The sequence below is a fragment of the Streptomyces sp. NPDC002467 genome, assembly GCF_042889825.1.
In the GTDB taxonomy this organism is placed as follows: Bacteria; Actinomycetota; Actinomycetes; order Streptomycetales; family Streptomycetaceae; genus Streptomyces.
This window is the reverse complement of record NZ_JBIARJ010000031.1, coordinates 1-15167: the sequence shown is the minus strand read 5'-3', so window position 1 is coordinate 15167 and position 15167 is coordinate 1. Positions and strand designations below refer to the sequence as shown.

The following is a 15167-nucleotide window of genomic DNA, read 5'->3' as shown; positions in this document are numbered from 1 at the left end:
AGGGTTGGTCGGTTGGTTGGCGGAGGATGCGAGCTTGATCGGCGGAGCCGATCCGGGGTTCGGATTGACGGTGCATTCGATCAGCGGAGCTGATTCGGGTGGAGCGTTGAAGGAGAAAACCGTCTGATCGGCGAAGCCGATCCGGGTGATGGCATGACAGGCAACTGGGTGCCGCCCAGGCCCACATCACCCAACTGCGCGCGGACGACGTCATCGATCCGGGCGCTGTGCTGCCTATCGGGGTTGGCCTTGATCAGGCCGGATCCCGCACTTGAACCCCTTTCCCTGAACACCCATGTAGTGGGCGCCACTTTGTGCTGCCCGCCGTAGAAGGAGAAACCTTATGGATCACGAGTCCACGATGTTGTCGGTCGCGTTCAACGGGGCCGATAACACGGGTAAGACCACGCAGATCGGCGTGCTGGCCCGCCGGATCGGTCCGGCTGCGGCGCTCGCCGGAGCCCTGCACGACCACGACCCTCGATGGGCCGACATCCGGGGCGACATGGCCGGGTGGTGGTTCGGGACGAGCCGCATCGAAGAGTTCGTGGACGTCCTCGCGTCTTCTTACCTCGCGCGAACCGCCGCCCCCGTCGACGGGAGCCTGCGACTGTTCGACCGGGGCATCCCCATGCTGGAGGCGTCGGTCGCCGCCACCGTCGCCGTCCGCGAGAACCTGGCCGCCCCGGCGGCGGCCGACCGGGCACGGGCCCTGCTCGAACCTTGGGCCACGGACCTTCGCGTCGCCGAGGGCGCCGAGGTTTCCCTCTACCTGGCGTTCTCCAATGAGATCGACAAGAACGTGGCCCACAGCCTCGCCCACCAGGCGAGCGTCACCCCGCCCTACGACCGCTACCAGCGGGCCCTGCACGAACGACTCCACGTCATGGCCACCGAAGAGGGCCGCTTCTCGCACACGGTGCTGGTCGGTGACCGCTCCATCGTCGAGGTGCAGCGGGACATCCGGCGTCTGCTGCACCCGCGGCACCCGGCCGTCCCTGCCGGTGCCCTGGACGGGGTGCAGATCACCGGGCTCGGCGGGCTGTCCGAGAGCGGCAAGAGCTACACCGCCGAGTACCTGCGCGTGGAACACGGCCACGCCCGCCTCAAGGTCGGGTGGCTGCTCGCCACCGCCGCCGCGCACGCCGGCATACCCGACCCGTACGCGGTCACGGAGGTCGTCCAGGCCGAGTTGATCGTCGACGCCCTGGATCGCTATCTGGCGGCCCATTACTACCTGACCGACGTGACGATCGAGTCGCTGCACTCCTTGGAGTCCACCGCCGAACTGCGGCGACTGCTCGGACGGCAGATCACCGTCACGTACCTCGACACGCCCATGGCGGCCCGTCGCGCACGCAGCGAAACCGGAGCCGACGACGTGGGCGTGCGCGACCTCGTCAAGGAGAGTCGAGGCGCGGACAAGATCGCGGACATCGCGGACCTGGTGATCGACAACTCCGGTACACGGCTGCACCTGGAGCGCTGCTTGGACGCGCTGGTCCTCGATCGCCACTGGCCCGCACGGCAGCCGGAGACGCAGCCCGTGAGCAGGCTGGGCCTCCCGAACAGCCTGGAGTCCTACCTGCACAAGCTGCTGGACCGCACCACCGGCGGCGCTGACCCGGTGGTGGACCTGCTGGCCGTCACCGGGTCCGCTGCCAAGGGCAGGTACGAGAGCGGGTGGAGCGACCTCGATGTGCTCGTCGTCTCCGACAACGCCCGTTTGGACGCCCTCGCCGACGTGCTGGACGAACTCCGCGCCGGCCTGGAGGGCGTCAAGCTCGGTGTCAGCGTCGTCACGCTCGCCGAATGCCGCACCGGCACCGTGTCCACTCGGCTCCAGCACGTGCTGGCCCAGATCGGTGCAGGTGACATCACCCCGCTGTGGGTCCGAAACGGCCTGCGGCTCCCCGCTCCGGACCCGGACGCCACCGTGGCCGACACCGTCATGAGCGGGGTCCTGGCAACCTTCGAGTTCCGCCGCCAGATCCTCGCCGGCGCCGGCAATCTGCACGCCCTGTACAAGGTGACGGGGCTGTCCGCGAAGGTGCAGTTGGAGTTCCGCCACGTACGGGTCTCCGCCGACGAGGACGCCCTGACCATGCTCCTCGGCGCCCACGGCCACGACATCTCTCTGGCCCGCACCGCCCGTACCGACCGCGCCGCCGCCCTCGAGGTCGCCTGGATCGTCTTCGGCCTGTGGGACGACACCATGAACGGAGTGCAGCAGTGATCGACGCAGTCTTCACGAAGGACTTCCCCCATCGCACGGCCGCGATGGGGGAGGTTCTTGGCCACCGCCTGATGGAACACCGTCTCTCCGTTCCCCGGCTCCATGGTCTTCACGACGGGCCGGACGGCAGCCACGTGGTCTTCGACGACGTGTTCGCTCAGGGACGGTGCGAACTCCTCCTCGGCGACCTCATCGCCCTCGCCGACCGCGACCCGAGCCACATACCCCGTCTCGTCGAGCTCGTTGAAGCGGTGTGTCGCGACCTGACCACCGCCTTCACGCACGAACGCCGATACCCCCTGAGTAGCTGCGTTCCCACCCTTTACGCCGACCGCATCCGACCCGGTGGACGCCTGGACGCCTGGTACCTGAAGCCCGGCCACTCCGTCGTTCCGGCCGGAGGGAACGTTCCGGCTCTCACTGTGGCCGACCTCGCCGACCACACGATCACCGTCAACGGCCGGCCGCTCACCATCAACCTCCCCGACATCGTCCGTACCACCCGCCAGATCCTGACACCGGACAGCAGCTGGGTGAGCGGACTCACTCAGGGAGACCCCACCGAGCCCAACATCGCCGACCCCCTGTGCTGGCTCGACTTCGCACTCGCCGGCCTCAACACCCTTCCGGGCGAAGCCGCCAACCTCCTCTGGTACCTGATGGGCCTGGGCGGCTGGCTCGTCCCCACCTATCAACCCGACACCTACCACCGCACCATGCGCCGCGCCCTCCCGCCCCTCACGACCCCCCAGGTCACCCACCTGGACCACCACCCCCGACTCCGACACCTCGACATCCACTACCGCTGGAACAGCGGCCCCGGCCGCCGAGCCGCCCTCACCACCGCCCTGCGAGCCCTGCCCGACATCCCCTGGCACGACTTGCGCCCCTTCCTCACCCTCCGCGTCCTCGGTGTCGTCCGTCCCGGGCCCTTCACGACGACCGACACCCTCCTGACGCTGATCAAAGCTGCCGAACTCCATCAGACGAGCAGCAACGCCACCGAGTTCTTCACTCAGCACACACTTGAAACGGAGCTTTCGTGAACCCCGCCCTCCCCATCACCGATCAGTCGCTGAGCGCCCGACCCCTGCTCGGCCGCACTGCTCTGGTCACCGGAGCCACCGGTGGCATCGGCACCGCGATCTGTCATGCCCTCGCCAACGCCGGCGCCCACGTCGCCATCGCCCATTTCGGCGAGGACGCTGCAGCCGCCGACCTCCTGGGCAAGCTGCCCACCCGAGGCATCGCCGTCTCCGGTGATCTCACCGATCCGAAGTTCCCGGCCGCCCTGGTCGACACCGTCACCGACGCCTTCGGAGGCGTCGACGTCCTGGTCAACAACGCCGGCATGTACCCCCGTATCCGCTGGGACAAGCTGAGCGAGGCCGACTGGGAAAAGTCCTTCGCGATCAACTTCCACGCTCCGCGCCGCCTGTGCGCGGCTGTCACCGCGAGCATGACGGAACGTCAGTGGGGCAGGATCGTGAACATCGGCTCGATCAACGCGCTCGTGGGCCGTCGCGACCTCACCCCCTACGTCGCTGCCAAGGCCGCGCTGATCGGACTGACCCGGTCCCTGGCCCGCGAGGTCGGCGCGGGCGGGATCACCGTCAACGGGGTCCTGCCCGGAGCGATCCAGGTTCCTGCCGAGGATCTCCTCCCGCCCACCGCCCGGGTGTCCCCCGAGCACCAGATCGCCCGCCAGTGCGTTCCCCGCCGCGGGCTGCCGGAGGACGTGGCCGCCGCTGTCGCCTTCCTGGCAAGTCCTTCGACCGAGTTCATCACCGGTCAGAACCTCCACGTTGATGGCGGCTGGATGATGAGCTGATCTCCATCGGCCGGGTTCATCACCGGTCGGAGTCGCCACGGTGATGGCGGCTGGATGATGAACTGATCTCCTCGACAGCAACGCCTGAGGAGACACAGTGAAAGAACGCGTCCGTGCCGTCCTGATCACCCCGGCCCGCACCATGCTCATCATCCGCCGCACCATCCCCGGCCGCGACGTCTACCACGTCCTCGTCGGCGGTGGCATCGAGGACGGCGACCCCACACCGGAAGCGGCTCTCCACCGTGAGATCCACGAGGAGATTGCCGGGAAGGCCCACATCGTCCGGCTGCTGGGCACTCTCACCGACACCGAACGCGAAGAGATCCAGCACATCTATCTCGCCGAGGTCCGGACCTGGGCCTTCGACGACCGTACCGGCAGCGAGTTCACGCGTGCCGATCGCGGCACCTACGAACTCGTCGAGACGCCCCTCACCACTCCCGAGGCCCTGGCCACCCTCAACCTCCAGCCACCCACGGTGCTGCCCCTGATCCAGAAGGTCATGTCCGAACGGGCGTGAAGCTCTGCACGGAGCGGTTCTGATCCGCAGTGCGCCGGGTGATCCTCGGCGCAGGTTCGACTCCTGAGCGCTGCATGTGATCCCTGTGGCGTGTCCCTGGAGATCTCGCAGTTCCAACTACCCCAGCACCCCGGCGCCGCGCTGCCTTCGGGCAACCGCGGCGCCGGGGTGCTTTGTTTTTTCGTGGCTCGCCTTACTCGCCCCGCGAAGGCAGTGAGTACAAGGGATCAGCAGAGCTGATCCGGATCTGACGTTGAAGAACATCCTTGTTCCGCCAGGATTCGGCCTGGCCGACTCCATGAGCGGCTACTGCCGCTGCCGTACCCGGCGAGGTCATCCTCTTCATCGCGGCAGGAGATCTTGTCAGCCGTCTTGCCCCGCCTCGCCGCGTGGTCGCTCAGCCACGGCGGGGGTGTCACCGCGGACGACCTCGTTCGCATCGGCTTCATCGAGACCGAAGAGCAGGAGAGGAGTCGGCTGGTCCAGGCCCCGTCGTCATGCGTGTCCGGCGAGACTCCGCACGCCCCGGAACCGCTGTACGGCTCGCACGAAGACCACGGCCTGATCACCCACCTTGACCGGTCCACGGACGGGACCACCGGTCACAGCCGGCGCGACAACGCGCCGTGTGCGGCGGGAGCCGCGACCACCGCGCACGTGTGCACTGGTCGCCGCTACTGCCCTCCGTTCTAACGCCAGGGCGCCTCCGGACGCGGGGCCTTTGGCCGGTCCCTCCCAGTTCGAGGCGGGGCGTGGGCACCGACCGCACTCCGGTCGGCGTACGGAGACCACGGCAGTATCAGCCGTAGCCGACTGGAGGCTCTCCGTTACTGCATGATCAGCGGAGCTGATCCGGTCTGGCCTTCGGAAGATCACGTCCGCGCCAGGAGTAAAGCCGTGAGCCAGGCGCTCCGCTGCAGAGCAGCGGCGGGGGTCTCACTGCCGGATCCTCAAGGAGCCCGTCCACCAGGCGCGGCGCACCTTGGCCGATGCAGCCGGCTGCGCGGTTCACCGTTTGGTCGTCACCCGTGACCTCGACCTCCTTCCGGAGGTGCCCGCTGATCTAGTCCGGCAGCTCGATGCCGCTGATCTCTTCGACCTCGGCCTTCGAGGTCGCGTCCAATGCTTCTTCACACATCAGGCCACCTCCCTACTGTGCTTGCCCGCGGGCCTTCGCGGCGAGGGCCTGCCGCTCGACGTGCCGTGCCGCGATGTACAGGCCCTCGCGGTTCAGGTGCCGCGAGTAGCTCGAGTCGAGGTAGAGCACGGGCACATCGCCGGCGGCCTTCAGGAGCACAGGGTGCAGCAGGTGCTTGATGGGGCCCGAGCCGCCGCCGTAGACGTAGACGACCTCGGTCGTCGCACCGGCCTGGGAGAGGACGTCGCCGAAGGAAGAGGCGATCTCGTCGACCAGGTAGCCGGCCTCGTCCTCGACGAAGCCGGCGGCGCGCTGGTGACGATTCTTCACCAGCACGGACGGCTTCGCGTGGAGGAAGTCCGCCAGCTGCTTGCGTGAGGAGAACTGCAGCGTGGCGTCCGACTCACTCATGCGCTCCATGGCGTTCATCAGCGCGGTGCCGTAGCCCTCGTCGAGCGTGGCTGCCGCCTCGGGGTTGAACCGCCCATCGGTGAAGACCGGGAAGTTCACGGTGCCCTCACCGACGTCGACGCCGATGGTGTTCTGCACCGCCACCAGATCGGAGGCCGTGACCCCTTCCACGACGGAGGCGTCGCGCGTGCGCAGATCATCGAGAAGAGCCTGGGCCAGCGGCTCGCCCTTGTCGGTGATGGCGAACTGAGCGGAGGCACCCTCGGCCATCACCTGAATGTCGACGAACTGCAGGCGCACCGAGACCGGGGTGCTGAAGTTCTTGATCGTCACCAGGTGCACCGTGGGGTCGGAGCCGCCCAGCAGGCCGATGAACTCGGCGGCGTAGGAGTGGCGGCGCGCGACGAACTCGGAGATCGGCAGCGCCAGGCCGGCGCGCACGTGCACGCGCAGCTCGTGATCGGGCAGCGCGCCGTTCACGCGGACGTAGTCGCGCAGGGCCTTCGCGGCGAAGGCACCCAGGACCAGGACCTTGCTCAGCTCCTGATCAGCCTTGGAGTGCTTGCCCAGTACCTCGAACTCGGTGAACTTCGAGCCGCGCACGCTCAGCGCTGCCCGGCCGAAGATTCGGCGGTCCGACGCCGCTACCAGGGTCGTGGTGAGCGAGCAGTCGAGCTGGTTGTAGAAGTCGCCGGCCATCACGGAGGCCGCATCCGCGTCGGGGAGCGGCACCTTCGGCGAGGTGCGGGAAGTCGAGACGACTGCGCTGGGCAGATCGATCTCGTCGAAGATCTCCAGCTTCGTATTCTGGATGACGCCCTTGACGTAGCCGTTGCCGACGTCGATGCCGCCGGTGAGGGTGATGATGTCGTTGCTGTTGGCGCTCATGAATGCGGTCCCTCGGTGTCTGTGTTGTCTGCCTGGAAGATGAAAATCACCGCGTCACTCAGCGCCGAGTACTCGCCATGATTTCGTCAATGGAGGCCAGCTTCGGCGGCTCCGGGGTTGGGCCGGGGGCACTTACCGCAGGATCCTCGACGGTCTCGACAGGTCTCGGAACCGGCTCGGGTTGGGCTACCGGCGCTGGCGCTGCCTTCTCGCCGACGGCGTCCGTCTCGTCGGCGGCCACGGGCTGTGGCCGGCGAGGAATGGCGGCCGGACGGCGCTCGGTGACCGCCTCGTCGTCCTCGCGCTGATCGGTGCTCTCCAGCGGCGGCCGGCCGCGACGCGGCAGCTGCTCGACGGGCTTGTAGTAGACGTCGACGTATCCGTCGCGCTGAATGGACTCCCGAATGAGCAGTCGCAGTGACTGCGAGATGTTCTCCTGCTGATCGAGCCACTCGATCACCGAGGTGTCGGCAGCGGGCACGGTCCAGCGGACCTTGCGAGGTTCACTCGGCTGATTCGCCATTGAACTCACCTCGCCCTGCCACTCGCTCCTGCACTCCATCCGGTCGTTCGCCGGATGTCTCTCGCTCTGTCACGTGGACTCGCCGCCCTTCATGCTTCCCTTCGAATATGAATCGCCATGAGTCGACTCTAGTGTCCCTATCGAGTCCCATGCAAGTCTCATTCGATACGCGAGTCAGACGCCATTGATGTCCCCAATCGTCTCTGGCGGGGGCATCTGTGAGACGCCGCAGCGCCCCTGCCGGAGACGGCTGGGCGCAAGCCGACGGCGCCATGCGCCCATGCGTCCCGCATGCAACGCAACAAGGGCTCCCACGGGACACTTGTGAGACACCTGGCGTCAGGGCGTGGTCTCGGGGAAGCCGCACGGGGGCACAACTGAGCTCCCACTCGTGTCCCGACTGTGCCTCCTGAGAGACACCGCCCGGCTCCCCGACGCAGATGTGTCCTCCGAGTGCACCATGTGCGACACCGGGGCGGCACTTTTGGAGCGCGCGCGAGATGCTGCGCGGACACGTGCGGGACTCTGTAAGACCCAGCAGCAGCAGTCGGTGTCTTGTGCGTGTCCCAGTTGCGGCCCCTGCGCGTTCCGATGGGTCACCGCAGAGACGCGAGAGAAGGGCTGATTCACGGGGCCGCGAGGCCTGACCGCACCCCTTGCCAAAGCCATCCGGCGGGTACGTCGAGACGGTCACGGACCGCCGGCGGAGCCTGGCCGGTACAGCTGTCAGCGAGACACCGACACGGCGCTGGTGCGGCGGTCGGCGCAGGGGCGTCATCGAGCCGACAAGGTTGCGCGGAGAGAGAAAGGTCGAAGGGGGAGTAGGCCCCCACACCCGGCGAGCGTGCGAGGAACGACGTGCTTGCGCAGCATGGGCCGTGGGGTGGAAGAGGCTCGGAGGCATTGCCGCGGAGGCACCCCCTGGAGGAAGACGACAACGCTCCGGTACCCCTCGAGCTGCTCGCTGTGCCCGATGGGCGGATGGTCGCAGCAGCCGGGACTCTCTTCTTCTGATGCATCCACGAGAGGCCGTTCCGGGCTCGCCGCGCAAGCGCGAAACGAAACACGGCCGGAGGCCGGATCGTGTGTCGACGAGGTAGTGCCGAACGCCCGCCTCGGACGCGGTGCATGACGTGCCGGCACGCTGCGCAGCAGCACCGGAGCAACGACCGGGGCACGGCAAATCCAGGTTGGCGCAACCAGCGCAACACGATGCTGCGAGGCCGGCTACGCCGTCGGCAGTGACCGGTGAAGCAGAGCGTCATCCGCGGCCGGAGCGACGGCGTCGCGAGAGGACGGATCCGCTGCCGGGCGAGGGCTGTGCCGCCTGCGGCGGCAAGGTGATGAACCGGAGCTGCGCCCCGTCCGGAGCAGACCCGTACCCCGCCTCGTTCGTGCCTTACGAGGACGGATCGGCACGGGGGTACGGCCGTATCCCGAACGGCGAAACAGCAGTACGGCCAGAAGGTGTGATGACCAGGCGAAAAAGCCGGACCCGTACCCCCGCTGCGCGAAAGGGGGGAGGGGTACGAGTCGAGGGGGTACGGACCGTTTCCCCTGATGTTCCAGGCTTCCGCCAATGCTCCAGCCGTGGAACAGCGGGGACGTCGACAAGGAAGTGAAAAGGGCATAAGGGAATCTGATAACACGGGTCCTGCCGACCCTCGCTCCGCTCGGCCTTTTCATCGCGCTCCGATGACGTGTCAGGCATGGCCGACGGGTTCCACCGGTCGCTTGGCTCGCCGGTCCGTCGGTCGCCGGCGCTCCCTCTGGCCATGCCCGGCCCTGCGCTTGAGAGACGACCCCCGACACTGCCCCGCCGCAGTTGGCCACAGACGTGAACAGGGGCGAAGGGTGCGGCAGCGGATAGGCAGGCGCGCAGCGCCCGGCTCGGGCGAGAAGAGACGCTCCGCGCGGTGGCTCGCAGTGCGATCCGTCCGGGGGTGGATCAATCCAGCGGGATCTTCCGGGGCGTCAGCCGGCAGGGCCGGCGCGGGAGCTGGGCTGAACATCGAGATCGCACGGGCCCCACCGGGGTCCGCACTCGATGGTCGCCACCCCACGCGAGTCCACGAAGAGGCACAACCACGACACAGCCGCAGCCTCAACTCGTCTTGCGATGGAGGAGCCCGCTGCGTGCCGAAGTTGTGGCAGTCGAACAGCGAAGCCGGTCGCCGAGGACGCGCTCCGGCGAAGTCGGGGACGTCGGTAACACCGACTTCACCGACGACGAGGACAGCACGGTCGTCACCGTGAACATCCCCCGCAGCGGTGACGGGATGTACATCGTCCGACTCATGCAGGTGTGTGGTGACGATCGGATCCGCGTCGAGCTCCATCGGGAGAAGGGCCTGGCCGTGATCGGGTCCAGTACCGGCCGGCCGGAATGGGGCAGCGGCACGCAGGCCGCCGCGCCTGCCCGGACGTCGTGACCACAGCTCTCGACTCCAGCCGTGGAGAGCGCCGAGTCATAAGGAGAGGAGACTCGAATGATTGCTGAAATGATTCCGAAATCGTTCTCGCACGTCGTCCTCGTCACCGGTTTCCGCAGCTGGAACGACGCGAAGAGCGTGCGTGAGACGTTGAACGACGCCTGGCGCGGCTGGGGGGGCCAAAGAACGTCACCCGGCCGGTGCTTCTTTCGGGGCACTGTCCCAAGGGGGCTGACGCCATGGCTGAACCGATGTGGCGGGACGCAGGCTTCGAGATCGTCTTCTTTCCCGCCGATTGGTCGGCCCACGGGAGGGCGGCCGGCTTCGGGCGGAACCAGGAGATGGCCGACGCCGCCCAGGTCTTCCGCGAGGCCGGGGCTCAGGTGCTGTGCACGGCCTTCCTCGACTTCTGCCAGAAGCCCGGATGCCCGCAGCGGAGCCAGGAGCGGCTCATGCCGGATACAGCGGCGCACTTCTCAGACGGACCATCCACTGCAGGGCTCGGGCGCGAGCTGCGGGGATCAAGGCGACCGACGTGATCCATCCGGTCTGAAGACGCGCGAAGGGCCCTGCAATGTGCTGCAGGGCCCTTCGGGGGTGAACGAGAGAAGTCGGCAAGGAGGCGAACATCGGGCTCAGCGCTAGATGCTCCGATCGATGTCGTGAGCCTCGTCGTAGGCCTTCATGACCTTCTTCGGGATGCGCCCCCGATCCGCGAACTCGTGGCCCTTCTCCTTGGCCCACTCGCGGATCTTGTCTCGCTCCTCGGCAGTCGTCTCGGGTACGACTCGCTTCCTGGGTGCGGGCTTCCCGGCTTTCCGGCTGACTTCCAGGTACGACTTCAGCGCAGCCTCAAGGCCCTTCTTCTCCTCAACTGTGAGATCGACTTCGTACCAGGTGTCTCCCAGGCCGAAGGTCACGGTAGCCGCATCCGGCTTACCGCTGAGATCTGACTCGACAATGCTTCGAATAGCCATACCGGCGAGCGTAGCCGATGCGCAAGGAGTTTGGAAAGCCTGTCGTGATCATTCGATATAAGTGCGCCATTCGGAGCCTGAATGAGACTCAAAGATGCTGATGAATTGGCAGAAGAAGTGACTGTTACTGCTAGAATCGCAGCAACGTTGAAAGGTGTCTCATACCTCGTTCTCCACCGACCAGCGACCCCGATCGAGAGGGCCTCCACCATGTCCGCGCTTCATGCCGTCGACGACCACTCGCTCATCGACGAGGACATCGACCTCTTCACGCAGCTGTGCCGGCGCACTGGATGGTCGGATCAGTGCCCGAAGGAGATCGAGTCGACATGGACGGCATCTCCTCTGGCGTCCTCGGCCACGCAGGTCTGTCCGAACTCGGCTTCGACGTCGCGCCGCACCTGCCCGACTACCGCCGCGGCCACGAGTTCGCGCCCGAGGACGTCGCCGAGATCCATGCGAAGTGGCCTGATACCCGGCTCCTGCTCGCCTGCGACGGCGGAGTGAACCCCCACCGCGGTATCGCCGCCGCGCGTGCCCTGGGCTGGCCGACGTTGGTGACCGACCACCACGAGGAACTCGCGCCGGGCTCGACCGCGGACATCACTGTCGCCCCGTGCCGGATCGACGAGACCTACACCCACACCGGGATCTGCGGTGCCCACGTCCTCTACACGGCGATCGAGGCCTACACCCGCGTGCACCGGCCCGAGCAGCCGTGGGAGATCCGCCTGCTGCGCGTCGCCGCGCCGAAGACCATCCCCAATCCCTGCGGTGGGGTCGACGCCGACCCCGATGCCATCGACATCGAGCAGTCGATACTGATGCAGCTGCTGCGCACCGAGCCGCATCACCCGGTCTTCCTCCGGGCCTTCGAGGGCTTCGCGATCGTGCTCAAGACCTTCGCCCAGGTCGGAAAGATCCGAGACGCCGACGACCGCGACGCGGGCTTCTGCGGCTTCTGCCTCGCCCCGGCGATGAACAGCCCGCGCCGCACGGGGGCCGCGCTTGATCCGTGCTTCGCGGTGTTCACCGCCGACGGTGCCGAACGGCCACCCGGTCGTCGTCGTCAACCGGCCTGCCGGCCCCGACGATTTCGTCAGCGGTTCCGGCCGCGCGCCGAGGTGGTTCGACATCACCACCAACCTGGAGCAGCACGACGGTCTCAGCGCCATCGGGCACCAGGTGGCCCCAAGGGCGATCTCGTGCTCGGCCCGGACGCCGACTGCGACGCCGGCCGTGAAGATCTGCGGCCGCTGTTCGAGCCGGTGCGCCGGACCGAGGGCCTCAAGCCCTTCGGGCACGGCTCCACCACGCCGGTCGTCGAGATCGTGATCGAGCCCTGGGGCCCGTGCGTGGACCGGATCGGATCCGATCCGCAGCACCTGCGCCTGGTCACCCGGTCCGGCCTGTCCTGCCTGTGGTGGAACGTCGCCGAGGAGAAGTTCGACGTGATCCAGAGCTTCGTGCAGCGCGCCGGCCGTACCCGGCTCGGGACGCTGCGCTTCACGGCGACGTCGCAGCTGGACACCTTCCGCGGCGACACCCGCGTCCAGGCCGTCATCAACGAACAGATCATCACGGGTGCTTGAGCCCCGTAGAGGAGGAGACCATGACGACGCCACCGACCACTTCGCGTCTGCTCGGCATCGGGTGGTGCGCTCTCGTGCCGTTCGCCGTCGTCGCGGTCTACCTCGGTCTGGGCACCGTCGCAGTCCGCCTCATCGGAGAGCCGATCGTCGCGACCTCCGTCCTGGGCATGCTTGTTGTCATCCTGGTCGGCTCGGTGAGGATCCAGCGGCCCCAGTGGCTCGCGCATGCGCCGGCCCCGCGGCCGAGCGTGGAAATTCCGCGCTTCGGATGGACCGTCGTCGGCTGCGCGGTTCTGGCATTCCTCGCCGGGCAGTCGATGGCCTTGTGGATCTACGCCACGACCGGGTCCACAGGCTTCGATGCGTCGAACCAGACGAGGCACGCGGCTGGAGTGCTGGCGACCCTGCTGCTCGCCGTGGTCGCGGCTCCTGCGGGGGAGGAGGCCCTGTTCCGAGGGCTGGTCTACCCATTGCTGCGCAAGCGGGTGAGCATCCTCGCTTCCACTCTGGTCACCGCCGTGGTGTTCGGCCTGCTGCACGGCAACGCCGTGCAGTTCGCCTCGACCCTGCCATTGGCGGTGCTTCTGGCCCTGATCTACGAACACACGCGCGTGCTGTTGCCCTGCGTGCTCCTGCACCTGGGCTTCAACCTCGCTGCCGCCCTCGTCCCAGCACAGGTGTTCGTCGCTCTGGCGAACCCCGTCTCCGCGGCGCTCCTGTACCTGGCTTTCGCCGGCTGTGCCTTTGGGCTCTACCGGCGGGTCGCCGGCTTGACTGCGCCAAGCGCAGTCCAGGCCTCGGGAGGCGAGTCCGCGATGCAGTGAGCGAGGTATTCGGCCTCTTCAAGGTCCTGACGCCCACGCCGGGGATCGGCGTCAGGACCGGAGCACGGATCCTCATCGACGTCGGCGACGGATCCGGCTTCCCGTCTGCCGCCCACCTTGCCGCCTACGCCGGCCTGGCCCCGGAGACCAGCGGCTCAGGCTCGTCAATCCGTGGCGAACAGCCCTCCCGACGCGGAAACAAGCAGCTCAAACCGGCTTCCTTCCTCTCTGCGTTCGCTGCCCTGGCCAATCCCACCTCCCGCACCTACTGCGACAAGAAAATCAGTCAATGGGGCCGCGGCCGCCGGTGGAGAACGTGTCGGTGGAGTTGGTCGAGGTGGCCGACACCGTCGTGCGCGTGCAGGCCCAGGCCACGGCCATTAGGGCCGCCTGTCCGGGCTGCGAGTGTTGGTCAGGGCGAATACACGGCTCCTACCCGCGGTTTCCCTGTGACCTGCCAATCGCTGACAAGCGGGTCGTGGTGTCTTTACGAGTGCGTCGGTTCCTCTGCGTCGAGGCGTCCTGCTCGCGCAAGACGTTTGTCGAACAGGTGCCGGGGCTCACCCGTCGGTTCGGCCGACGGACGGAGCGGCTGCGGTGGACCCTGGTCTCTGTCGGTCTCGCGCTCGCGGGACGGGCCGGCGCCCGGATGTCGGACGCCTTCGGGGTGCGGGTCAGCCGGAACACTCTGCTGAGGCTGATCACCTCGCTGCCGGATCCACCCACCGCCACCCCGCGGGTGGTGGGTGTGGACGAATACGCTCAGCGCAAGGGCCGGATCTACGGAACGGTCCTCGTCGACGTCGAGACGCGTCGGCCGGTGGATCTCCTTCCGAACCGTGAGGCGGACACGCTCGCGGCCTGGCTCTCCGAGGGGCCGGGAATCGAGATCATCTGCCGTGACCGCGCCGTGTTCTACGCCGAAGGCGCTACCCGCGGCGCCCCGCAGGCCCTCCAGGTCGCCGACCGATGGCACCTGTGGCACAACCTCGGCGAAGCCGCTGAGAAGTGTGTCTTCCGGCATCGGGCCTGCCTGCGATCGACGTCGGCGCGTCCGGAGGAGCCCCAGCAGGAGCCACCTCCGCCCGTGTCGTCGCCGTGGCCGACAGGGCACCGATTCGCTGAGCGAACCCGCGCCAAGCATGCAACCATCCACACACTCCTGGCCGCTGGCCACAGCAAACGGTCCATCGCCCGCCAGCTCGGCATGGGCTTCAGCACGGTCCTGCGCTTTGCCCATGCCGCGGAGCCCGAGCAGCTCTTCACCGGACAGTGGCAAAGCCGACCCACCAAGCTCGATGCCTTCAAGCCCTACCTCGATGAGCGATGGCAGGAGGGCTGCACCAACGCCTGGAAGCTGTGGGAGGAGATCAAAGAACAGGGCTACCCGGACGGCTACGGCAACGTTCGCGCCTACGTCAGCCGGAACCTGCGAGGCAAGCCCCAGCCGGTCGGGCCCCGGCCGCCATCCGCTCGCGCCGTCACCCGCTGGATCCTTACCCACCCCGAGGCCCTGGCCGAGGGCGACCGGTTCCAGCTCAAGGTCGTACTGGCAAACTGCCCCGAACTGGACGCACTCGCCGGGCACGTCCGTTCCTTCGCCCACATGCTGACTCAGCTGCAAGGCCACCAACTTCCGGCATGGATCGAGGCTGCGACCAACGCCGACCTGCCCAGCCTCCAACGATTCGCCCGGCTGTCGGCGTACACGTGAACGTCCCCAGTCTCGTACGGATGAATAGGGACAGTTGTTGATGCAGTGAGACCTGCTGCCCGCCACTCTGCTGCTTGG

At 67.5% G+C, this 15167-nt stretch carries 13 protein-coding genes and 1 pseudogene; 11 read left to right on the top strand and 3 right to left on the bottom strand.

Features of this window, described 5'->3' with window-relative positions; genetic code table 11:
• Positions 1-343 precede the first annotated feature (343 nt).
• The 5 genes from ACFYYJ_RS38715 to ACFYYJ_RS38695 all read left to right on the top strand — a co-directional run bounded on the left by ACFYYJ_RS38715 (position 344) and on the right by ACFYYJ_RS38695 (position 5283).
• A complete protein-coding gene (locus ACFYYJ_RS38715; protein WP_389139294.1) occupies positions 344-2236 on the top strand; it encodes a nucleotidyltransferase domain-containing protein in 1893 nt (630 codons plus the stop codon).
• Positions 2233-3282 carry a hypothetical protein gene (locus ACFYYJ_RS38710; protein WP_389139292.1) on the top strand — a complete coding sequence of 350 codons (1050 nt, stop codon included), beginning with the start codon at positions 2233-2235 and terminating at the stop codon, positions 3280-3282. The genes ACFYYJ_RS38715 and ACFYYJ_RS38710 overlap by 4 nt, the downstream gene beginning before the upstream one ends.
• Positions 3279-4067, top strand: a complete 789-nt coding sequence (locus ACFYYJ_RS38705; protein ID WP_389139290.1) for an SDR family NAD(P)-dependent oxidoreductase — start codon at positions 3279-3281, stop codon at positions 4065-4067. The genes ACFYYJ_RS38710 and ACFYYJ_RS38705 overlap by 4 nt, the downstream gene beginning before the upstream one ends.
• A 97-nt stretch (positions 4068-4164) precedes the next feature.
• Positions 4165-4590 (top strand): NUDIX domain-containing protein, encoded by a 426-nt coding sequence (locus ACFYYJ_RS38700; RefSeq protein ID WP_389139288.1) that lies wholly within the window; start codon positions 4165-4167, stop codon positions 4588-4590.
• Between the two features lie 360 nt (positions 4591-4950).
• The gene (locus tag ACFYYJ_RS38695) at positions 4951-5283 is read left to right on the top strand and encodes a hypothetical protein (RefSeq protein ID WP_389139286.1); all 333 of its coding nucleotides are present in this window, start codon (positions 4951-4953) and stop codon (positions 5281-5283) included.
• 457 nt (positions 5284-5740) lie between these two features.
• On the opposite strand, the gene ACFYYJ_RS38690 is transcribed toward ACFYYJ_RS38695, so the two are convergent.
• Positions 5741-7027 carry a hypothetical protein gene (locus ACFYYJ_RS38690; RefSeq protein WP_385126848.1) on the bottom strand — a complete coding sequence of 429 codons (1287 nt, stop codon included), beginning with the start codon at positions 7025-7027 and terminating at the stop codon, positions 5741-5743.
• A 58-nt stretch (positions 7028-7085) separates the two neighbouring features.
• Positions 7086-7550 (bottom strand): hypothetical protein, encoded by a 465-nt coding sequence (locus ACFYYJ_RS38685; protein ID WP_385359973.1) that lies wholly within the window; start codon positions 7548-7550, stop codon positions 7086-7088.
• A 2147-nt stretch (positions 7551-9697) separates the two neighbouring features.
• Between ACFYYJ_RS38685 and ACFYYJ_RS38680 the strand changes: the two genes are divergently transcribed.
• Complete coding sequence (locus ACFYYJ_RS38680) at positions 9698-9982, top strand: hypothetical protein (protein ID WP_389139283.1); 285 nt, start codon at positions 9698-9700, stop codon at positions 9980-9982.
• 239 nt (positions 9983-10221) lie between these two features.
• Entirely contained in the window at positions 10222-10521 is a 300-nt protein-coding gene (locus tag ACFYYJ_RS38675) for a hypothetical protein (RefSeq protein ID WP_385359980.1), read from the top strand.
• 102 nt (positions 10522-10623) lie between these two features.
• On the opposite strand, the gene ACFYYJ_RS38670 is transcribed toward ACFYYJ_RS38675, so the two are convergent.
• Positions 10624-10959 carry an Lsr2 family protein gene (locus ACFYYJ_RS38670; RefSeq protein ID WP_385126842.1) on the bottom strand — a complete coding sequence of 112 codons (336 nt, stop codon included), beginning with the start codon at positions 10957-10959 and terminating at the stop codon, positions 10624-10626.
• Between the two features lie 329 nt (positions 10960-11288).
• Between ACFYYJ_RS38670 and ACFYYJ_RS38665 the strand changes: the two genes are divergently transcribed.
• From ACFYYJ_RS38665 to ACFYYJ_RS38650, 4 genes and pseudogenes are all read left to right on the top strand, one after another.
• Positions 11289-12551: a DHH family phosphoesterase gene (locus ACFYYJ_RS38665; protein WP_389139280.1), complete on the top strand. Its 1263-nt coding sequence runs from the start codon at positions 11289-11291 to the stop codon at positions 12549-12551.
• 20 nt (positions 12552-12571) lie between these two features.
• Complete coding sequence (locus tag ACFYYJ_RS38660; RefSeq protein WP_389139278.1) at positions 12572-13375, top strand: CPBP family intramembrane glutamic endopeptidase; 804 nt, start codon at positions 12572-12574, stop codon at positions 13373-13375.
• Between the two features lie 14 nt (positions 13376-13389).
• Positions 13390-13656: pseudogene (locus ACFYYJ_RS38655) on the top strand (IS110 family transposase); the annotation flags it as partial.
• A gap of 8 nt (positions 13657-13664) precedes the next feature.
• Positions 13665-15089, top strand: a complete 1425-nt coding sequence (locus ACFYYJ_RS38650) for an ISL3 family transposase (RefSeq protein WP_389139274.1) — start codon at positions 13665-13667, stop codon at positions 15087-15089.
• Positions 15090-15167: the final 78 nt, after the last annotated feature.